The organism is Rhizobium sp. 862_C5_N1_2, from assembly GCF_051811205.1.
Lineage (GTDB): Bacteria > Pseudomonadota > Alphaproteobacteria > Rhizobiales > Rhizobiaceae > Rhizobium > Rhizobium leguminosarum.
In genome coordinates this window covers 1-21,018 of sequence record NZ_JBPWPT010000003.1, presented here as the reverse complement: position 1 = coordinate 21,018, position 21,018 = coordinate 1, and the positions used below count along the sequence as shown (strand labels likewise).

General features: G+C 62.8%; 13 protein-coding genes. 8 read left to right on the top strand and 5 right to left on the bottom strand.

All coding sequences use genetic code 11. From position 1 onward, the window contains the following. The first annotated feature begins 97 nt into the window (after nucleotides 1-97). From ACD590_RS30055 to cueR, 5 genes are all read left to right on the top strand, one after another. Entirely contained in the window at nucleotides 98-5,563 is a 5,466-nt protein-coding gene (locus ACD590_RS30055) for an MG2 domain-containing protein (RefSeq protein ID WP_439004076.1), read from the top strand. Then, nucleotides 5,563-7,641, top strand: coding sequence for a penicillin-binding protein 1C (gene pbpC, locus ACD590_RS30050; RefSeq protein ID WP_018246231.1), 2,079 nt, complete (start codon nucleotides 5,563-5,565; stop codon nucleotides 7,639-7,641). Before ACD590_RS30055 ends, pbpC begins: the two co-directional genes overlap by 1 nt. 136 nt (nucleotides 7,642-7,777) lie before the next feature. Then, on the top strand, nucleotides 7,778-10,387 hold the full coding sequence (gene treY / locus ACD590_RS30045; RefSeq protein WP_018246230.1) for a malto-oligosyltrehalose synthase: 2,610 nt from the start codon (nucleotides 7,778-7,780) through the stop codon (nucleotides 10,385-10,387). A 107-nt stretch (nucleotides 10,388-10,494) separates the two neighbouring features. Continuing rightward, nucleotides 10,495-13,020 (top strand): heavy metal translocating P-type ATPase, encoded by a 2,526-nt coding sequence (locus tag ACD590_RS30040; RefSeq protein WP_113541701.1) that lies wholly within the window; start codon nucleotides 10,495-10,497, stop codon nucleotides 13,018-13,020. Between the two features lie 9 nt (nucleotides 13,021-13,029). After that, nucleotides 13,030-13,419: a Cu(I)-responsive transcriptional regulator gene (gene cueR / locus ACD590_RS30035; RefSeq protein ID WP_065276210.1), complete on the top strand. Its 390-nt coding sequence runs from the start codon at nucleotides 13,030-13,032 to the stop codon at nucleotides 13,417-13,419. Between the two features lie 19 nt (nucleotides 13,420-13,438). On the opposite strand, the gene ACD590_RS30030 is transcribed toward cueR, so the two are convergent. Then, nucleotides 13,439-13,747, bottom strand: a complete 309-nt coding sequence (locus tag ACD590_RS30030) for a hypothetical protein (protein WP_065276211.1) — start codon at nucleotides 13,745-13,747, stop codon at nucleotides 13,439-13,441. 182 nt (nucleotides 13,748-13,929) lie between these two features. Between ACD590_RS30030 and ACD590_RS30025 the strand changes: the two genes are divergently transcribed. From ACD590_RS30025 to ACD590_RS30015, 3 genes are read left to right on the top strand one after another with little or no spacing between them, the layout of a single operon-like run. Then, nucleotides 13,930-14,469: a sigma-70 family RNA polymerase sigma factor gene (locus ACD590_RS30025; protein WP_018246226.1), complete on the top strand. Its 540-nt coding sequence runs from the start codon at nucleotides 13,930-13,932 to the stop codon at nucleotides 14,467-14,469. Beyond that, nucleotides 14,456-15,223 (top strand): anti-sigma factor family protein, encoded by a 768-nt coding sequence (locus tag ACD590_RS30020; RefSeq protein WP_018246225.1) that lies wholly within the window; start codon nucleotides 14,456-14,458, stop codon nucleotides 15,221-15,223. The genes ACD590_RS30025 and ACD590_RS30020 overlap by 14 nt, the downstream gene beginning before the upstream one ends. 20 nt (nucleotides 15,224-15,243) lie before the next feature. Continuing rightward, a complete protein-coding gene (locus tag ACD590_RS30015; protein ID WP_018246224.1) occupies nucleotides 15,244-15,954 on the top strand; it encodes a Bax inhibitor-1/YccA family protein in 711 nt (236 codons plus the stop codon). A gap of 222 nt (nucleotides 15,955-16,176) precedes the next feature. Here the strand turns inward: ACD590_RS30015 and ACD590_RS30010 are convergent, their stop codons facing one another. From ACD590_RS30010 to repA, 4 genes are all read right to left on the bottom strand, one after another. Beyond that, the gene (locus tag ACD590_RS30010; RefSeq protein ID WP_439004075.1) at nucleotides 16,177-17,310 is read right to left on the bottom strand and encodes an RHE_PE00001 family protein; all 1,134 of its coding nucleotides are present in this window, start codon (nucleotides 17,308-17,310) and stop codon (nucleotides 16,177-16,179) included. A 180-nt stretch (nucleotides 17,311-17,490) separates the two neighbouring features. Continuing rightward, the gene (repC, locus tag ACD590_RS30005; protein ID WP_439004074.1) at nucleotides 17,491-18,705 is read right to left on the bottom strand and encodes a plasmid replication protein RepC; all 1,215 of its coding nucleotides are present in this window, start codon (nucleotides 18,703-18,705) and stop codon (nucleotides 17,491-17,493) included. A 154-nt stretch (nucleotides 18,706-18,859) separates the two neighbouring features. Beyond that, complete coding sequence (gene repB, locus ACD590_RS30000; RefSeq protein WP_439004073.1) at nucleotides 18,860-19,855, bottom strand: plasmid partitioning protein RepB; 996 nt, start codon at nucleotides 19,853-19,855, stop codon at nucleotides 18,860-18,862. Next, nucleotides 19,852-21,018, bottom strand: a 1,167-nt coding sequence (gene repA / locus ACD590_RS29995) for a plasmid partitioning protein RepA (protein WP_439004072.1), incomplete at its 5' end; no start/stop codon positions are given. The genes repB and repA, both read right to left, overlap by 4 nt.

Here is a 21,018-nt window from a genome sequence, read left to right as displayed (position 1 = left end):
TGTGCGAAGATGAAACAGCGCTCAACTTCAGTTGACAATCTCGCGAGGAGTGAGGAGAGTGCCCGCCGGTCGGAGCCAGCATTTCCGGGGGGAACCTATGTCCGTGCGCTCGTTCTTCGCTTTCGCGACAATCGCATTTTCCACGATCGCTATCAGCTTTTCCGCCGCCGCTGCGGACACCAAGCGCGACATCCAGACGATTAAGGACGCCGATTTCTTCGGCTTCGATCTTCGCACCGAGCAGAACGTCTCGCTCGATCAGTGCAAGACATCCTGCATCGGCGACAAGAGCTGCGAGGCCTTCACCTACAATCCCAAGGTGAAATGGTGCTTCCTGAAATCCGATTTCAAAACGATGAACGCCTTCCCCGGCGCCATCGCCGGCAAGATCGTCGAAACGGCCGGCCAGCAGGAGCGGGATATTGGCGCCGCGCCGCGGCTGACCTTCCTGACCAACGATCTCATCCAGCAGGCCCACGACTTCAAGGATAATCTGACCCTGGCCGACGACCAGCAGGGCCAGGGCGCCGACAGCCTGACGGCCAATGCCCGCATTGACCTCACTGCCAACAATCTGGCCGACGCGCTGAAGTCCTTCCATGGCGCGCTGTCGATCACACCTGACGACGCCGATCTCTGGCTCGAAACCGCCCGCGCCGCAGCCTCGCTCGGCGGCGCCGAGAGCAACACGACCGGCCAAGCCGTGCTCGACGCGCTGAACGGCTACGAGCTGACGCGCACCACCGCCAAACGCGCCGAGGCGCTGGCCGTGCTTGCCACTGCACTGGAGCGGAATGCCAACTACCGCCCGGCGCTCGACGCCTACAAGGCGAGCCTGGCGCTTGTCGGCGCCAAAGATGTGCAGGCGGCCTACCTGCAGCTGAAATCAACGCAGGGCTTCCGCGTCACGGAACACACGGTCGATGCCGACAGCGCCACGCCGCGGGCCTGCGTCACCTTCTCCGAGGCACTCGTCAAGACCACCGACTACACCCCCTTCGTGACGCTGAACGGCAAAGCGCCGAAGGCCTTGGAAACCAAGGACAAGCAGATCTGCGTCGAGGGGCTGACGCATGGTCAGACCTACAAGATCGCCTTCCGCACCGGCCTGCCGTCGGCCGTCGACGAGGTGCTGGAAGCACCTGTCAGCGTCGACGTCTACATCAAGGACCGTAGCCAGATCGTGCGTTTCACCGGCGACAGCTTCGTGCTGCCCTCGACGGCGCGCCGCGGCATCCCGATCGTCTCGGTCAATATGACCTCGGCCAACTTGAAACTCTACCGCATCGGCGATCGCGCCATCGCGCCGCTGCTGACCAATTCGCAGTTCCTGTCCCAACTCGACGGCTACAGCGCCCAGAACATCCAGGACCAGAGCGGCGAACTCGTCTGGCAGGGCTCGATCGACATCGCCAACGAACTCAACAAGGACATCGTCACCAGCTTCCCGGTCGACGAGGCGCTGCCCGAGCGCAAGCCCGGCATATATGTGATGACCGCAACGGCGGCAAACGGCCCCGCGCAGGAGTGGGATTCGCAGGCGACGCAATGGTTCCTGGTCTCCGATATCGGCGTCACCACCTATGCCGGTACGGACGGGCTCAACGTCTTCGCCCGCTCGCTCGCCTCGGCCAAGCCGATCGCAGGCGTAGAGCTGCAGCTGCTCGCCAAGAACAATGAAGTGCTCGGCACTGCCACGACCGACGAAAACGGCCGCGCCACCTTCACTGCCGGCCTGATCCGCGGCACGGCGGCGCTGACGCCAGCCGTCATTACCGCCAAAAACGGCACGTCGGACTACGTCTTCCTCGACATGACGCGCGCCGGCTTCGACCTCTCCGACCGTGGCGTGACGGGCCGCGCAGCACCCGGCGCGATCGACGTGCTGACCTTCACCGAACGCGGCATCTACCGCGCCGGCGAGACGGTGCATGCGCAGGCGCTCGCCCGCGACACCGATGGCAACGCCATCGAGAACCTTCCGCTCACTTTCATCTTCAGCCGCCCCGACGGTGTCGAAGACCGGCGGATCGTCAGCCAGACCAGCAATCTCGGCGGCTACTCCATCGATTTCCCGACCCAGGAAAACGCCATGCGCGGCACCTGGACGATGAACATCTATACCGATCCCAAGGGCAGCGCGATCGCCACCAAGAGTTTCCTCGTCGACGATTTCGTCCCCGATCGCACCGACATGGAGATCAAGACCGAGGCCAAGGAAGTCGGTCCGGACACGCCGGCGACGATCACCGTTTCGGGCAAATATCTCTACGGCGCCCCAGCCGCCGGCCTGACGCTCGAAGGCGACGTCGTCGTCAAGCCGACGCGCGAGAGCGCGGCCTACAAGGGCTTCCTCTTCGGCCTCGCCGACGAAGAGGCGAGCGAGGATTCGCGCCTGCCGATCGACGGCCTGCCGGAACTCGACGAGAACGGCGAAGCCTCGACCGACCTGACCATCAGCGACCTGCCGGCCACGACGCAGTTGCTCAACGCGACTGTCTATATGCGCATGCAGGAGGCGGGCGGCCGCGCCATCGAGCGCTCCTTGACCATTCCGGTGAAGAACCAGGGCGCTTCGATCGGCGTTAAGCCGGAATTTTCCGACGATCTGCCGGAGAATTCGATCGCCAACTTTACGGTGATCAGCGTCAAGGCCGATGGACAAAAGCAGGAGACGAAGGGCCTGCGCTGGAAATTCTATAGCCTCAACCGCGAATATCAGTGGTATCGCGAGGGAACCGCCTGGAAATACGAGCCGGTCTACACCGCCGAGCAGGTCTCCAACGGCAGCGTCGACGCGACGATGGACGGCGGCAAGATCTCCGTTCCGGTGACCTGGGGCCGCTATCGCCTCGAAGTGGAAAGCCCCGATGCCGACGGCCCGACCTCCAGCGTCGAATTCGACGCCGGCTGGTTCGTGACATCGACCTCGACGGAAACGCCCGACGGGCTTGAGATCGCCCTCGACAAGGACAGCTACAAGATCGGCGACACCGCCAAGCTGAAAGTCACCTCGCGCTATGGCGGCGAGCTGATGGTGACGGCCGGAACCGAAAAGCTGGTTGCCGTACAGAACGCCACGATCGGCGAGACCGGCGGCGAGGTCGATATCCCGGTTACATCAGACTGGGGTGCCGGTGCTTATGTGACCGCAACGCTCTTCCGCCCCGGCGACGCGCAGGACAGCCATATGCCGATGCGCTCGATCGGCATCAAATGGCTGAAAGTCGATCCTGAACAGCGCGCGCTGCAGGTGACGCTCGACACGCCCGAGAAGATGCTGCCGCGCGGACCGTTGAATATCGGCCTGCAGGTGGCTGGCGCCGGCGCCAACGAGGACGCCTACGTGACGGTTGCTGCCGTCGATGTCGGCATTCTCAACCTGACGCGCTACGAACCGCCGAACCCGGAGGACTGGTATTTCGGCCAGCGCCAGCTCGGTCTTGAAATCCGCGACCTCTATGGCCGCCTGATCGACGGCTCGCTGGGTGCGACCGGCAAGCTCAGGACCGGCGGTGATGGCGGCGCCATTGCGCTGCAGGCAAGCCCGCCGACGCAGAAGCTCGTCGCCTTCTTCTCCGGGCCGGTGAAGCTCGACGCCGAAGGCAAGGCCAATGTCTCCTTCGACATTCCGCAATTCAACGGCACGGCGCGTGTCATGGCCGTCGCCTGGTCGAAATCGGGCGTCGGCCACGGCGTCAAGGATGTCATCATCCGCGATCCCGTCGTGGTGACCGCAAGTCTGCCGAAGTTCCTCTCCCCCGGCGACAAGGCCAATCTGCGCCTCGACATTGCCAATACCGATGCGCCGGCCGGCGACTACAAGCTGCAACTGACCGGTAATGATGCGGTCGGCATCGAGGAAGCTTCTGCCTCGCAGACGATCCGCCTCGAGGCCGGCGCGAAATCCGAACTGACGCTTTCGCTCATCGGCAAACAGCCGGGCGCCGGCAGCGTCTCGATCAACCTCTCCGACGCTTCCGGCCTTTCACTCGACCAGACGGTCGATGTGCCGGTGCGCCCGGCTTCCTTGCCGATCACCGAACGCAGGGTGCTGGCGCTGAAGCCGGGGGCAAAGCTCACCGTCGACAAGAACCTGCTGGCCGACAGCGTGCTGCCGGGTGCCTCGATCAGCGTCAATGTCACCCGTTCGGCCGCCTTCGATATTCCCGCCCTGCTGATGACGCTCGACCGCTATCCCTTTGGCTGCGCCGAGCAGACCACCAGCCGAGCGCTGCCGCTGCTCTATCTCGCCGAAGTCGCAAAGCAGGCGGGTATGGAAAACGACGACGACGTGCATAAGCGCGTACAGGACGCGATCTACCGCGTGCTTTCCTATCAGGCCTCTGCCGGCAGTTTCGGCCTCTGGGGACCGGATTCGGGCGATGTCTGGCTCGATTCTTATGTCACCGATTTCCTGACGCGGGCCCGCGAAATGAAATACGACGTGCCGGAAAGGGCTTTCGTGCAGGCGCTCGAAAACCTGCAGAACACCTTGTCCTACACCACCGACATCAAGGGCCAGGGCGATCAGATCGCCTATGCCATCTACGTCCTTGCTCGCAACAAGAAGGCTGCGATCAGCGATCTGCGCTATTATGCCGATACGATGATCAATGACTTCCCGACGCCGCTCGCCAAGGCGCATATCGCCGCCGCATTGGCGCTCTACGGTGATGCGCAGCGCTCGAAGAATATCTTCCTCGACGCGCTGCAGATGTCGGAGCAGTCGATGGTGTCACGCGTGAACCTGTCGCGTACCGACTATGGCACGATCCTGCGCGACGGCGCGGCGATCCTGGCGCTCGCCGCCGAAAGCCGGCCGGTACCGCCGGTCATCCCGGAACTCGCCAAGGCGGTCGGCAAGGAATGGGAGCGCAGCAAATATAAGAGCACGCAGGAAGAAACCTGGATGCTGCTTGCCGCGCGCGCCATCCAAGGCGGTGACGACGGCCTGAAGGTCGATGTCAATGGGGCCGCGCACACCGGTGCCTACATGGCACGCATGACCGGCGATGCCCTGGCTGACCATCCGCTGACGCTGACCAACCAGACAAACGACACGGTTTCGGCTGTGGTCACCACCGTTGCCGCTCCCACAGTGCCGCTGCCGGCCGGCGGCGACGGCTTCGTCATCGAGCGGACCTATTACACGCTCGACGGCGAAGAAGCGAATGTCAGCGAGGCGAAGCAGAACGAACGCTACGTCGTCGTCATCCATGTGCGCGAAACCAACGACTGGCCGTCGCGCATCGTCATCACCGACCTTCTGCCGGCCGGCTTCGAGATCGACAATCCGAATCTCGTCGACAGCGCCCAGATGGCGAATTTCGACTGGATCGGCGAGATCTCCGCTGCCCATACCGAATTCCGCTACGACCGCTTCGTCGCCGCCTTCAACCGCGCAGCAGGCGATGAGCGCGAATTCAACGTCGCCTATGTCGTTCGTGCCGTCACCCCCGGCACCTACGACCATCCGGCCGCAAACGTCGAGGACATGTACCGGCCGGAGCTTTCGGCCCGCACGGCAACCGGCAAGATGGAGGTCGTGACGGCGCAATAATGAGGCGGTGGCACAAGTTTGCGATCGGGTCCGCAGCCGGCATCATTCTTGCCGGCGCGGCTCTCTTTGCGCTCGATGCCGCCGACAAGGCCTTTCCGCCGCCGCTGGACAGGGCAAATGCCGTGTCTGCCGAGGTGCTGGATGCCGATGGGCAATTGTTGCGTGCGTTTGCGACGTCGCAAGGCCGCTGGCGGCTGAAGACGGCGGTCTCCGACGTCGATCCGCAATTCTTGCGCATGCTGATCGCCTATGAGGACCAGCGTTTCTACGACCACGGCGGCGTCGATCCCTGGGCGCTCGGGCGCGCTGCCGTGCAACTGGTCAGCAATGGCCGCATCGTCTCCGGCGCCTCGACGCTTTCGATGCAGGTGGCCAGGCTGATCGAGCCGCGCGAAGGACGCTCGCTTTCGGCAAAACTGCTGCAGTTGGTGCGCGCCGTGCAGATCGAGCGGCGGCTGTCGAAGGAAGAGATTCTCGACCTCTATCTGACGCACGCGCCCTATGGCGGCAATCTGGAAGGCGTGCGCGCCGCAAGCCTTGCCTATTTCGGCAAGGAACCGCGACGCCTGACGGTCGCCGAGGCGGCTTTGCTCGTCGCCCTGCCGCAATTGCCGGAACGGCGCCGGCCTGACCGCAATCTCAAGGCAGCCGAGGCCGCGCGCAAGCGTGTGCTTGACCGCGTAGCGGTCGCTAGAGCCGTTGGTGACGGCGAAGCGGAGCGGGCTGAAGGCGTCGCGGTCCCGTCGCGGCGCATGCAATTGCCGGCACTTGCCGCCCATGTCGCCGAAGCCGCACTGCGCAAGGAGCCTGATGTCCTCAAGCATCAGACGACTTTGAAGAAACAGGTGCAGCAGGGGCTGGAAGCGGTTGCGCGGGCAGCGGCGTTCAAGCTCGGGCCGAAGCTTTCGCTTGCCATGGTGATGGCGGATGCGCAAACCGGTGCGATTGTCGGCGAGGTTGGCTCAGCCGATTATTTCGATGCCAGCCGCTCTGGCTGGATCGACATGACGCGCGTCAACCGCTCGCCGGGCTCAACGCTGAAGCCCTTCATTTATGGGCTGGCTTTCGAACAGGGCCTGGTGTCCCAGGAAACGATCATCGAGGACCGGCCCGCTGACTTCTTCGGCTACCGGCCGCGCAATTTCGACATGAGCTACCAGGGCGACGTCACCGTGCGCGAGGCGCTGCAGCTTTCGCTGAACGTGCCGGCCGTCAAGCTGCTCGATGCCGTCGGGCCGTCGCGGCTGATGGTGCGCTTCCGCCGCGCCGAGGTACGCCCGGTCCTGCCGCCGAATGAGACGCCGGGACTGGCGATCGGTCTCGGCGGCGTCGGCATCACTTTGAAGGATCTGGTGCAACTCTATACGGCCCTCGCCAATCGCGGCCAGCCGGCAAGGCTCGGCGACGGCGTCAGCGGCGCACCGGGCAAGCTCGACGGCGAACCGTTGCTGGAACCGGTCGCGGTCTGGAACGTCGCCGATATTCTCTCCGGCGTCATTCCTCCCTCAGGCGCACCGCAGCGCGGCATCGCCTACAAGACCGGCACGAGCTACGGCTACCGTGATGCCTGGTCGGTCGGCTATGATGGGCGTTATGTGCTAGGCGTCTGGGTCGGACGGCCTGACAACAGCGCCGTGCCGGGATTGACCGGTTATGGCACCGCCGCGCCCGTCCTCTTCGAAGGGTTCGCCAAGTCAGGCATCGCGACGACGCCGCTTCCCCGCCCGCCTGCGGGCGCCGTGCGCATCGCCCAGTCGGAGCTGCCCATCAGCCAGCGGCGCTTCGCCCTCAATGCCAGCGGCCTGCTCGCCTCCGGCCGCGAGGCCCCGCCTGAGATCATCTATCCGCCCGAGGGCGCGCATGTCGATCTCGGCGCTGGTCAAGGGAACTTGTCACCGCTGATGCTGAAGCTCCAGGGTGGCCGAGCCCCCTTCCGCTGGCTTGCCAATGGCAAGCCGCTGCCTGATCTGTCCCGCCGGCGTATCCAGCAATGGCTGCCTGATGGCGGCGGCTACTCGAAACTAACCGTCATCGACTCGGCCGGACGCGCCGCAAGCGTCGGCGTTTTCATCGACTAGAACATCCGAACGCACGATCCACCGATTAAAAAAGTTGCAGCGTCCCTTAGGCGTGTCAAAAGACGCGCGGTGCTGCAAGGAACAAAAACCCGGCTGCAACCGTTCCGGAGGGTCTCTTTCCAACATCAGCGGCCTCATGACACTCCCGAGAGCGACCTACCGGATACAATTCCGCAACGGCATGACCTTCGATCGCGCCTGCGACCTCGTCCCCTATCTCAAGACGCTCGGCATCAGCCACCTCTACGCCTCGCCGATCTTCACCGCCGTCAGCGGTTCGACCCACGGCTATGACGTGACAGACGCCAACGAAATCGACCCGGTGCTCGGCGGCCGGGCCGCATTCGAGCGGCTGGCGGAAAGCCTTGCATCCGCAGGCATGGGACTGATCCTCGACATCGTGCCGAACCACATGGCGGCCTCGCCGGAAAACGGCTGGTGGCGCGACGTGCTGATATTTGGGCGACAGAGCGCCTATTTCAGCCACTTCGACATCGACTGGAGCGAGCCGCTGACCCTGCCGCAGCTCGGTCAGGACTTCGAGGGAGCACTCGCCGGTGGCGAGCTTCGCATCGCGCTCGACGAAACGCACGGTAACTTCGCGTTCGGTTATTTTGAGACGCTGTTGCCGCTGAACCCGGCGAGTTACGGAGCGATCGCAGATCGGCTCGACGATCCGATTGCCACCAGAATGGCGGAGGCTGCGGCCGTCACCTCCGGCGAGAACTTCAACCGCGCGATGCGCGATATCCTCTTCGAAGGCGGCGATCGAGCCGCCCTCCAGCAGAAGCTCAATGACGTCTCGGCCGATCGCGATTTCATGAGAAGCCTGCATGAGGGACAGCATTGGCGGCTGACGCACTGGAAGACGGCGGCGCGACATCTGAGTTATCGCCGTTTTTTCGAGGTGACCGGACTGGTCGGCACCCGCGTCGAAGATCCCCCGGTGTTCGAGGACATGCACCGGCTGGTGATCGAGCTGGTGCGCCATGGCAAAGTGCAGGGCCTGCGCATCGACCATGTCGACGGGCTCGCCGAGCCCAAGGCCTATCTCGACAGGTTGCGGGAGGCGGTGGGACCGGACACCTATATCGTCGTCGAAAAGATCCTCGGGGCTAGCGAGGTCCTGCCGGAGAGCTGGCGGGTTGCCGGAACCACGGGATATGAATTCATCGCCGCGCTGAGCGAGCTGTTCATCGACGCCGGAGGTCTGCGCATATTGGATGATGCCTATCGCAGGATCGCCGCCGACACGGGTGATCTCGAGGCGGGCCGGCGAATTGCCAAGCGACTGATGGTCGAACGTAATTTCGCCGGCGAGACCAATAGGCTGGTGTCGATCGCGGCAGGCATCTTTCCCGAGGCAAAAAGAGACGAGATCGCCACCGCGCTTAGCGAACTGCTGATCACCTTTCCCGTCTACCGCACCTATGGCGACGGTGGCCCGCTTTCCTGGCAGGATTCAGCGGTGCTGGCGGCGACCGCTTCGCAAGCGATGGCGCTGCTCGACGATCAACGTGCCCTCGACCAGGTTCTGAAGCTTCTCGAAGGCAAGGTCGAGGGTGACGCGGCCCACGAGTTCCGCATCCGCTTCCAGCAATTGAGCGGGCCGGTGATGGCGAAGGCGACCGAGGATACGCTTTTTTACCGCTATAACAGGCTGCTTGCCGCAAACGAAGTGGGCGGTGAACCGGGCAAAGCGCCTGGCGGCCCGGAGGAATTCCACCGCCGCATGGCAGAGCGGGCGCGGCTGCAGCCGCATGGGCTTTCGACAAGCGCGACCCACGACACCAAACGCGGCGAGGATGCGCGTGCAAGGCTTTATGCGCTGAGCGAGGGCGCGGATGTTTTTGCACAGGCGGTCGAGCGGTGGCGAGACATGAACCGGCCGTGGCTGAAGGATCTGCCGGATGGCGCAGCGCCGGAGCCAAATGTCGAATGGATGCTCTATCAGGCTCTGGCCGGCATCTGGCCGGAAGATTTCGATAGAGGACAGACGGAAGAACTCCGCGAACGCTTCACCGATTACGCCGTCAAGGCCGTGCGCGAGGCGAAACTGCGCAGCGACTGGACGGAACAGGATGCCGCTTACGAGGAAACGGCCACGACCTATGCCGCGGCCCTGGTTTCGCCTGATAATGGCGTCTTTCTCGAGGATTTCGAAAGGGTGCTGCAGCCCTTCATCGCGGCGGGTTACCTCAACAGCCTGTCGCAGACACTGCTCAAGCTGACGGCCCCCGGCATTCCCGATATCTACCAGGGTGCCGAAAGCTTCGACTTCAGCCTCGTCGATCCAGACAACCGCCGACCAGTCGATCATGAGCGGCTGAAAGCATGGCTTGATGAAGCCGGGCCGATCGCCAAGCTGCAGGCGGCGGCGTTGAAGCAGCGCATTGTCGGGATCGGCCTGCAGCTGCGCCAGCGGCACGCGGACCTCTTTTCCAGAGGCGACTATCTGCCGCTGAAGGTGACGGGCGCCCGGCGAGACCACATCCTCGCTTATGCCCGGGTGCACAAGGATGATTTCGCCATCATCGCAGCGCCACGGCTGATGTTCGGCTGGCTCGACCCCGGCGTGCTCTTTGCCGGCCCGGAATTCTGGGAGGATACGGCGATCGCCGTCCCCTCCCCGCTTCACGGTCTAAAGGCGGACCTGCTGACCGGAAAGACGATCGAGCCCGGGGGCAGCATCTCGGTCGCCGCCCTGCTCGGGAGCCAGCCGGTCGGGCTGATCACCCCGATCTGAGGACCAGCCGTCGCTAAAATCGAGTCCATGAAAATAGTGCTTGACCTTCCAGTCGCTGGAAGGTGGATAAGCCTATCCAACGGCCCTCCGGGGCACAGGAGATAGTCATGGATATCAAGCACCAGCACGACCACCACCACAGCCACGACGATGGCGATGATCATTGCCATTGCGGCCATGATCAGGAGAAGGCTGCCGATGCCGTGATCCGTGATCCTGTCTGCGGCATGACCGTCGATCCGCAAGCCGGCAAGCCATCGCTTGAGCATGACGGCCGCACCTATCATTTCTGCTCCGAGGGCTGCCGGACGAAGTTTGCGGCGGCACCTGCGGATTATCTGGCCGCGAAGGACGCCGTCTGCGGCATGACCGTCGATCGCTCGACGGCGAAACACTTTCTGAAAGTCGACGGTGAAAAGTTCTATTTCTGCTCGGCCGCCTGCCATGCGAAATTCGAAGCCGACCCCTCAGCCTATCGCGACGGCAAGCACCCGCCGGCAAAGCCGGCGCCGACGGGCACGCTCTACACTTGCCCGATGCATCCCGAAGTCATCAGCGACCGTCCCGGCGACTGCCCGAAATGCGGCATGGCGCTGGAGCCGATGGGCATTCCGCCTGCTGACGAAGGTCCGAACCCGGAACTCGTCGATTTCGTCAGGCGGCTCTGGGTCAGCGCCATCCTTGCCGTGCCGCTGCTGGCGCTGAGCATGGGGCCGATGTTCGGCCTGCCGCTTCGCGAAACGATCGGCGAGCCGCAGGCCACCTACATCGAACTGCTGCTAGCAACGCCGGTGGTGCTCTGGGCAGCCCTGCCCTTCTTCCGCCGCGCATGGGCGTCTCTCGTCAACCGCAGCCCGAATATGTGGACGCTAATCGGTCTCGGCGTCGGCACCGCCTATGTCTACAGCGTCGTCGCCACGCTTGTACCCGGCATCTTCCCGATGAGCTTCCATGGCCACGGCGCGGCCGTGCCCGTCTATTTCGAGGCAGCAGCCGTCATCGTCGCGCTCGTCTTCGTCGGCCAGGTGCTGGAATTGAAAGCGCGCGAACGTACCGGCTCGGCAATCCGCGCTTTGCTCGACCTTGCGCCGAAGACGGCGCGGCGCATCGATGCCGACGGCAGCGAGCGCGACGTGCCTGTTGGCGATATCCAGACCGGTGACCAGCTGCGCGTTCGCCCTGGCGAGCGGGTGCCGGTGGATGGCTCCGTCCTCGAAGGCCAGTCGACCGTCGACGAATCGATGATATCAGGCGAGCCCCTGCCTCTGGAGAAGTCGAAAGGCGACCCGCTGACCGGTGGCACGATCAACAAGAACGGCACCTTCGTCATGGCCGCCGAAAAGGTCGGCGCAGATATGGTGCTGTCGCGCATCGTCGACATGGTCGCCAAGGCGCAACGCTCGCGGGCGCCGATCCAGGGCGCCGTCGACCGGGTGTCGGCCGTCTTCGTGCCGGCGGTGGTCGCTGCTGCCATCCTAGCCTTCCTTGTCTGGGCCGCGATCGGGCCCGAGCCGCGCATGGCGAATGCACTGCTAGCCGCCGTCGCCGTTCTGATCATCGCCTGCCCTTGTGCGCTCGGCCTGGCAACGCCAATGTCGATCATGATCGCCACCGGGCGCGGCGCGCAGGAAGGCGTGCTGATCAAGGATGCCGAAGCGCTTGAGCGCTTTTCCAAGGTCGACACGCTGATCGTCGACAAGACCGGCACGCTGACTGAAGGCAAGCCGAAGCTTACCGATGTCATCGCCTTCGGTGGGGTCGGCGAAGACCGGCTGCTGTCGCTGGCGGCAAGCCTGGAGCGCGGCTCCGAACATCCGCTGGCCGAAGCGATCGTTTCCGGCGCCGAGGAGCGCGGCGTCCCCTTCGTGGAGGTCACCGGTTTCGAGGCAAAGACCGGCAAGGGCGTTCAGGGCCGTGCCGGCGGCACGACGGTGGCGCTCGGCAATGCCGCGATGCTTACCGATCTCGGCATTGATCCGGCGGTACTTGCCGAGAAGACCGAGGCCCTGCGCGGCGACGGCAAGACGGTGATGTTCGTGGTGTTCGATGGCGCGCTTGCCGGTCTCGTCGCCGTTGCCGACCGCATCAAGCCGACGACAACAGCCGCCATCAAGGCACTGCACGACAGCGGGTTGAAGATCATCATGGCGACCGGCGACAACGAGCGCACGGCGCGTGCGGTGGCAAAAAGCCTCGGCATCGACGAGGTTCGCGCCGATGTGCTTCCGGAAGGCAAGAAGGCGCTGATCGACGAATTGCGTAGCAAGGGCGCCATCATCGCCATGGCCGGCGACGGCGTCAACGACGCCCCGGCGCTCGCCGCCGCCGATGTTGGCATCGCCATGGGGACCGGCGCCGACGTCGCGATGGAAAGCGCCGGCATCACATTGGTGAAGGGCGACCTGAACGGCATCGTCAGGGCACGGCGGCTGGCGGAGGCGACGATGCAAAACATCCGCCAGAATCTCGGCTTCGCCTTCGGCTATAATGCGCTCGGCGTGCCGATCGCGGCCGGCCTGCTCTATCCGATCTTCGGGCTGCTGCTTTCGCCGATGATCGCCGCAGCAGCAATGAGCCTCTCGTCCGTTTCGGTCATATCAAATGCGCTGAGACTGCGCTTTGCAAAATTATAGGAGATGGCGATGAATATCGGCGAAGCATCGGAACGGTCCGGCCTGCCTTCGAAGACGATCCGCTACTACGAGGATATTGGCCTCATCCGCCCCGAAAGGGGCGGAAACGGCTATCGCGACTATGCCGCAACCGACGTTCACAAGCTGCGCTTCCTGCAGCGCTCGCGCGGCCTCGGCTTTTCCGTCGAAGAATGCCGGCAATTGCTGGCACTCTATGAGGACAAGGACCGGGCGAGTGCCGACGTCAAGGATATCGCTCAGACAAAGCTTGCCGAGATCGATCGCAAGATCCGCGAGCTGACGGAGCTGCGCCGGACGCTTGAGCACCTCGTGCATGCCTGCCACGGCAACGACAGGCCGGACTGTCCGATCCTCGAAGAGCTTTCGGACGGCGGCTGACCATTTCAGGCGACCTGCATCAGGAAAGCTGCGGCATGTTCTGGTTGGCTGCCGGCGAGGGTTGAGCCCGCTCGTCGGGCTCCTCGTCTTCGCCGTCGTCCAGCACGCCGTCATCCAGCCGATGCTTGATCGCCAGTGCATAAATCACGTCGAGAATATTGCGGTCTCTGAGATGAGGATCCATCAGGGCGAGAAGCGAGGCCCGGACGATCTTCTTGCTGGTGGCCTTCGGACAACGCGCCTTGACGAAATCATAGAGCGCCTCATCCGTCAGCCCTTCCATGGCGCCGTCCACGAGAGCTTCGTAGACCCGCTTCTTTTCCTTCATTCTTTATTTTCCCCCGCAAATCGGCGGCGTCATGATCTGTCATGTAATTGTCATAAACAATCGCGGATTTGAGGCGCCCTCCGCTGGGGAAGGATATTTGATGAATCCAGCGACGGTCTCGGTCCGCTTGATTTTTTTACGGCCGCGGGAATAAAACCCGCCGCACTTGCGTATACTCAATCATGGAACGCAAAGAACGCCCCTTCGACGTCATCGGACAGCTTGCAGCGCTGAGGCGCTACGCTCGCTCGCTGGTGCGCAATTCGGACGAGGCGGAGGATCTGGTGCATGATGCGCTGGTGCGCGCCTTCGAGAAGCGAAAGAGCTTCCGCAGCGGCGGCAACCTGCGCACCTGGCTGCTCTCCATCCTGCACAATGCCCATATCGATCGTCTTCGCCGGAACCGATCGCTGACGCGCCGCCACGATGAGGCGGCTGTCGAAGCCGAGCAGTCGCTTCCGGCCGGCCAGGAACACGCCGTGCGCCTGCAGCAGGTGCGCGACGCCTTCTTCGACCTCCCGGAGGAACAGCGCGAGGCGCTGCATCTCGTCGCGATCGAAGACCTTTCCTACCAGGAAGCCGCCCAGGCGCTCGGCATTCCCGTGGGGACGCTGATGTCGCGCATCTCCCGCGCGCGCGCTCAGCTTCGCGAATTCGAGGAGAAGACGCCGCGGGTTTCGCATCTGAGAATAATCGGAGGGAACGGCAATGAAAGCAATTGATCCGATCCTCGATGCCGATCTTAACGCCTATGTGGATGGCGAGCTCGATGTCGCCCGTCGCATCCAGGTGGAATCCTATCTTTCCGAGAATCCGGCGATTGCCGCCAAGGTCATGGCCGACCTCAGCGTGAGGGGCGAACTGCGTCTGGCGCTGGCCGGCGAAAGTGCCTTTGGCCGCCCCGAGACCCGCGATGCCGCCCGGCGGCTGGAACGTGGCCTTTCCTATGGCCGCATCTTCCATTCCATGCAGCGCGTTGCCGCCGTCGGCATTCTGATCGCCGCCGGCTGGGTGGCGCACAATTCCTTCGGCGCCTTCTCGGCGACTGAGGTGGTGGCATCGGTTCCGGCACCCGCCTATGTCGAGGATGCCGTCCGCGCCTATCAGACCGCGGCTCTGCGCCAATCGATGCCTCCGCAGACGCCGGCCAGCTATAGCGCTGACGATATTCGCGCCGCCACCGCGATCGTGATGCCCGAACTGCCTAGGGATTGGAAGGTCGCCGACGTGCAGATCTTCCCGTCCGAATTCGGCCCCAGCGTCGAGATGGCGATCGAACAAGCAGATGGAAAGCGACTGTCGCTTTTTGCCGTCCGTCCGGGCGCCTTCGAGGTCAAGCCGGTCAGTCATCTCACGCTGGAAAAAGCGGAAGCCGCCTATTGGCAGATCGGCGAGGTCGCTTATGCGCTGATCGCCGACGATAGCGGTCTCAATCTCGACCAGGCGGCCGAACGGCTCGCCCGCTCGCTCTATTAATTCAAACCGAGGAGATCAGCATGAACCCGATCAATCCCCGCTACGGCGCCGTCGCCGGCTCCCAGGCCCTCTTCGACGAAGGCCTGCGCCAGCATATGCTGCGCGTCTACAACTATATGGCTCTCGGCCTCGTCATAACAGGCCTCGTCGCCTTTGTCGTCGGCTCGACGCCGGCACTCTACGTCCCGATCTTCGGCTCGCCGCTGAAGTGGGTGGTGATGCTTGCCCCGCTCGCCTTCGTCTTCTTCTTCTCGTTCAAGATCCAGACGATGTCGGCCAGCACCGCTCAGATCACCTTCTGGGCGTTCTGCGCCGTGATGGGCCTGTCGCTCGCTTCCGTCTTCCTAGTCTTCACCGGGATGAGCATCGCGCGGACCTTCTTCATCACCGCCACGATGTTCGGCGCCACCAGCCTCTACGGCTATGCGACGAAGCGCGATCTCTCGCGCATGGGCTCGTTCCTGATGATGGGCCTCTTCGGCGTCATCATCGCCTCGGTCGTCAACATCTTCCTGGGTTCGAGCGCGCTGCAGTTTGCGATCTCGGTGATCGGCATCGTCGTCTTCGTCGGTCTCACCGCTTACGACACGCAGAACATCAAGGAACAGTATTCGGAAAACTTTGATCAGGAATCGAACCAGAAGCTCGCCGTCTTCGGTGCGCTCTCGCTCTACCTGAACTTCGTCAACATCTTCCAGCTTCTGCTCAACTTCACCGGCGAGCGGGAATAGGACTGCGCTTCTGGGGGCAAAGGAAGCGCAAGAGCGCCTGGTCTGCAGTCTGTGACAGGATGGCGGACTGGGTGCTCGCCTAAACGAAACGGCCGGGCCAACCCCCGGCCGTTTTCGTTTAAAGCGCATCGCGTCAAATCGGAATCATGGGACGCGCTTTAGGTCTTTGCTTTATGCATGTCGCTGTCCCAAAGCCGCATGCACACTTTGGGGCGACATGCATTAGATGATACCCCAGGCGCGATAGCGGCCTCGGCCTGTAATTTCACGAATGCCGATCTCGTTGACTAGGTTCAGCGCCCCGCGCGGCGTGATGCGCAGATGACGGGCGATCATCGCCGCCGAGACCATTGGCCGCGACAGGATGAAATCGGCAAGTTCCGGCAGGCTGCTGTTTGAACGGCGGCCGCGAAAGCGCAGCTCCATCTGCGTGCGCGCCAGCGACAGGCGATCGATTTCCTTGAGGCCGGCCACGGCACCCAGATGCACCGCCTCCAGAAAGGCTTGCAACCGCGTGGCCCGATCGCGCGCCCGACGACGCTCATGGCGCACCAGCTTCAGGCCGCCGTAAAAAGAAAACAGATGCGAGGCGACCTTGCCGCGGGCGCGTAGATGGCTTGCGACCAGAAGCCCGCCGAGCCAGTGCTGACGCCGCAGCGGCTCGATCCTTTCCCAGGCTTCGAAGAGGATGATGGCGCCGAGAACCGGCGGCAAGCTATCGGCCAATGGCTGGACGATTCGCCATTCGGTAAGCCGCTGTTCCTCGTCCCACTCGTCGTCACCGAGCAAGCCGAGAGGATCTTCGTTGCGTTTTGCTGGAGCAAGGGCCACCGTCTCGCTTGCCGGCGTTTTCCCAGCATGGACATCGAGCAGCTTCTGCGAGCGGGCAAGAAGCGCATCGATCTCCGCCATCTCGGCAGCGAGCGGCCCGTCCTCATCCTCGCCCTCTCCGTCGGTCTCGAGTGGAACTCCCAGGCTTTTTGCTTCCTGTGCTTTCCCCTCCCCTTCCCCGCCAGTCGCAGTCAGCGTCGCAAGGCCCGAGACGCCGAGTGCCCAGGAGGGGTCGCCGGTCCAGATGCGCCGACGTGCCCGCAGCACGGAATGAGCGATCGTCAGTTCGTGGGTGGGAGCGCGGCTATCCATATGGGCATCATGTAAAACGAGATCCTCGACATGCACGAGTTCGCCGGCCACCCAGAGCGCGCCGGCGGCGTCGAAGAAATGGCTGCGTTCGGCAAATCCCTCGCCGACCACCGAGCGCAACACCCGCTCGTCCAGCCGCGCCACCGCATCCTCCGCCGCGGCAATGGAGGGAAGCAGGGTTTGAAGCATTGCACCGTTGAGATCGTAGCGCATTGTTAAGCTTTACGGTTTTTCACAAATGGAAGCCAAATGGGTGTTTCCTTCCGCCATGTATGACATGGTTAATGGTGTATTTCAACAAAAGTCGGGGGAAGGAGGCCGTTGAGATGGCAGATCGACCGGCGGCACATCCTTCTAGCCGTCGCAGCTGGCGCGAAGCTTTTTTATAGCCGTTCATCCGGTTTTCCTCGCCGTCGGACCATTTGCCCGCATCAGCGCCATCAGCATAGGTCCGAGCGAAAATTCGCCACGCTCCGCCCGCCGCGTCAGGTCACGCAGGTAGCCGCCGGCCGAGTTGATATGTCCGCCCCTTTCCAGAATGCAGGCGATCACCGTGGCGGCGTTTTCCGGCCCCATGACATCGCAGGCCAGCTGATAGGCGCTGGGGCTGACGCCAAGAGTGGAACGGACGATGACGGCCGCGGCCATCAGATCGCGCCAGCTGCCAATGCCGCCGCCCGGTCCGTAAGCGATGATCTCCGGGCAAGCCTGCAGCACCATGGCAAGGGGGAAGGATTTCGGCGGCTCCCGCCACGCCTGCGGTTCTTCCTCCGACTTTGCGCCCTGCTTCGGTTCGAAGCTTGGTTCAAATTCAGATATAGCGTGTGGGTTTGAATTATGTATGTGCCGACCGTTTTGGTTATCATTGGCGTCTGTTTTTTCTGTTTTCGACTTCGATTCCAGCGTCTTGACGATCAATTCCCGGAAAGCTTCGAGATCCGCCAGCAGGCTTTCCATCTCGGCAGCCGAAGGGCGGCGCGGCAGGCTTGCGGAAAGCAGATTGAAATGCTTCTGCATTTCGATCCATTCGCCGGCAATTTCCTCTTCCAGCGCGATTTCGATGAGCTTGGTGATGTCACGCCGGCAAAGTGTCAGGCGCTCCCTCAGACGCTTCCATTCGAGTTTGGCGGCCATCACCTGAGCCGCCTGCGCCTCGATCTCGCGAGCGCGCACCAGGAGTGGCGCCAGGCTGAAGCCAAAGGCCTCACCAAGCCCGCCTTCGCCGTTGCGGCGGGCAAAACGTTTCCCGTTCGGACTATCCCGCCGGATGATCAGGCCCGCTTCGACCAGCATCGCCAGATTCCGTCGCAACGTCGTGCCAGCCATGCCGTGCGTGCGCAGCGACAGCTGCTCGTTCGACGGAAAGACGACGAAGCCGTTGGCCTCGGCAATCTCGTTCTTCGGATAAAAGGTCAACAACGCGTTGAGTACAGCCAGGGCACGGTCCGATACGCCGACCATGTCCTTTGCTTCGCAGAGCGCACGAAAGATCTTCCACTTGTCGACCGATGCGTCCGGATCGACCTTGCTGGCGCTTTCCTGGCTTGCCAGCATGCCAAGCGTCATCGATCGCCGCCCAAAGGGCGTCGACACATATTGAGGCTCCATGTCCCTCACCTTTTCTCAAGGCAAAAGAAAGCTACCACCCAAAAGGATGCCGAAGATGCTTGACAGTGATTCGAGGAAGTGCGATTCTCAGATTGTCCAGATATGAGAAAGGCTTCCGCGACGGCAACGTTCGGAGGCTTTTTTCTTTTGCGGCCTATTCTCCTGCTTGCAACCTGCCGGCCCGATAGGCTTCGTAAAGCTCATCGAGACGGCGTGAAATGTAAGCGCCGAAATCCGGCGCATCGCCGGTCTTCAACGCGATCGTGAAGGAATTGCCGGCGCTCTTGATTCGGCCGGCAATCTTGCCGCCGCTCTTCGGCTTCCAGTCAAATTCCGTGGTTTCGGGCTTCGCTTCTTTCTTGGCAAGCTCGGCAACCAAAAGCTCGAAACGGCGGTCGCTCTCTTCCGCCGAGAACCCTTCCGAAGCAATGAGCTTGGCAAGCCGCGCGGCCGTCATCCCGTTCCAGTCCTGGGCAAGCGCCATCCATCTGCGTCGCCCAATGCCAGGCGCGGCCCCGACAGACCTGACGATTTCGGCAGGAATAGCCTTTGCGACGGATATCAGCTTCGAAAGCTCCGTCTTATCCGTCGACAGCGCTTTCATGATGACGGGACGCTCAAAACCCTTGAGCTCGAGATTGAGAGCAAAGACCGCGCGCTCGATATAAGAAAGGTTCCGACGCGCCGAATTCTCAATGCCCTGCGCGATGACGACATCGGTATCGTCAAGCTTGCGGACGATCGCTTGCACCTTGAGCCCGAGCAGCTTGACCGCCTGCAGGCGGCGATGGCCGTAGGCGATCTGGAAGCGGTCCTCATCATGGGGATTGCGGCGAACGAGGATCGGCACTTCCTGGCCGCTCTCAGCAATCGAGCGCACAAGCTCGTCCTCTAAATCGAGCGGCTGGTCGGCAAGGCGGTCGCGGACGAAGGAGGAATCGATCAGATCAGGATCGAGTTCGACGATGCGTTCACCGGAGAGCAAGGCCTCCTGCATCGCCCTGCTCTCTTCCTCCATGCGGCCAAGGGTCAGCGCCATTGTCCGAACCGGCCCGGCCGATCCGCGCGAAGATGGCTCCTCGTAGTTGGCCGCGGCCAACTCCTGCGCCGTATCGTCAAAAAGACCTTTCAGGCGATCGCGTCTGCTCATGTACGGCCCCAGGCTTTGTGAATACCGGCGAGAACCTCGCTGTTGGCGGCATTGACCGATTCCAACGCCCGGTCATAGGTCGAGCGGCGCACCTGCCCTTTCTCGATCTCGTAGAGCGTCTGCTTGGTCAGACCGACATCGGCGATTGCCGTCGATTTGAGAATGGTCGCCGTCAACACGTCATCGCTGAAGAGACTGCGCAGCAGCGCAACGATCTGCGACTGCGGCGCATCGAAGGGTTCGTGACGAGTGACGACATATTTGATGAAATCATGCTGCAGGTCGCCGCCGGCCTTGCGTACGACGGAAAGCAGATCCGAAGTCATCAGCAGGAACTGCGACATGGAAGCGACGTCGACCATCTGCGGATGGATGGTGATGAGCAGCGATGTTGCTGCGCAAACGGCGCCAAGCGTGAGGTAGCCGAGCTGCGGCGGGCAGTCGATCACCACGATATCGTAATCGGCCTCTACCTCGGCAATGGCAACGCCAACGCGACGGAAGAACAGCTCGCCCGGCCGCTGCCGATCGTTCAGTGCCCGTGGCGTCTCGTGCTCGAACTCCATCAGCTCGAGATTGCCCGGCACCAGATCCAGTCCGTCGAAATAGGTCTTGCGGACGATCTCCTTCAGCGGCTTGCGGCCCTCATCGTAACGAATTGCGCCATAGAGCGTATCGCCCTCGGAAAGATCGAATTCGGGCTGAACTCCGAGCATTGAGGAAAGCGAAGCCTGCGGATCGAGATCGATCGCAAGCACCCGGTAACCCGCCAGCGCCAGATACTGCGCCAGATAGAGCGTCGTTGTTGTTTTGGCCGAGCCGCCCTTGAAATTGGTCACGGCAACCGTCTGCAGCTTTTCGCCAGGACGGCGCCACGGCTGATAGGAAAGCGCGTCTTTCGGCTTGAGCTTCGCCATATACTGGCGCAATTCGTTGATCTGGCCGAGCGTGTAGGAACGCCGGCCATTCTGGGCAAGATCCGGCTGCGGTCCCTTGCCATCCAGTGAAAGCTGGCGAAGATAGCCGTCGGAGACGCCGATCATCTGGGCAGCCTCGCCGGAGGAGAATGTTCGTAGCGTCTTTTGCGAGAGCGGCGGAAACAGCTTGTCGCGGAGGAGCTTCAGTTGCCGCGAAAGCTGGTTCGCATGCCGCTCGATCCGTAC

Coding starts and splice junctions, on each gene's coding strand:
- ACD590_RS30015 (WP_018246224.1), top strand. CDS start 15,244: ATGAACCCGATCAATCCCCGCTACGGCGCCGTCGCCGGCTCCCAGGCC.
- ACD590_RS30020 (WP_018246225.1), top strand. CDS start 14,456: ATGAAAGCAATTGATCCGATCCTCGATGCCGATCTTAACGCCTATGTG.
- ACD590_RS30040 (WP_113541701.1), top strand. CDS start 10,495: ATGGATATCAAGCACCAGCACGACCACCACCACAGCCACGACGATGGC.
- ACD590_RS30010 (WP_439004075.1), bottom strand. CDS start 17,310: ATGCGCTACGATCTCAACGGTGCAATGCTTCAAACCCTGCTTCCCTCC.
- ACD590_RS30030 (WP_065276211.1), bottom strand. CDS start 13,747: ATGAAGGAAAAGAAGCGGGTCTACGAAGCTCTCGTGGACGGCGCCATG.
- repC (WP_439004074.1), bottom strand. CDS start 18,705: ATGGAGCCTCAATATGTGTCGACGCCCTTTGGGCGGCGATCGATGACG.
- cueR (WP_065276210.1), top strand. CDS start 13,030: ATGAATATCGGCGAAGCATCGGAACGGTCCGGCCTGCCTTCGAAGACG.
- repB (WP_439004073.1), bottom strand. CDS start 19,855: ATGAGCAGACGCGATCGCCTGAAAGGTCTTTTTGACGATACGGCGCAG.
- pbpC (WP_018246231.1), top strand. CDS start 5,563: ATGAGGCGGTGGCACAAGTTTGCGATCGGGTCCGCAGCCGGCATCATT.
- ACD590_RS30055 (WP_439004076.1), top strand. CDS start 98: ATGTCCGTGCGCTCGTTCTTCGCTTTCGCGACAATCGCATTTTCCACG.
- ACD590_RS30025 (WP_018246226.1), top strand. CDS start 13,930: ATGGAACGCAAAGAACGCCCCTTCGACGTCATCGGACAGCTTGCAGCG.
- treY (WP_018246230.1), top strand. CDS start 7,778: ATGACACTCCCGAGAGCGACCTACCGGATACAATTCCGCAACGGCATG.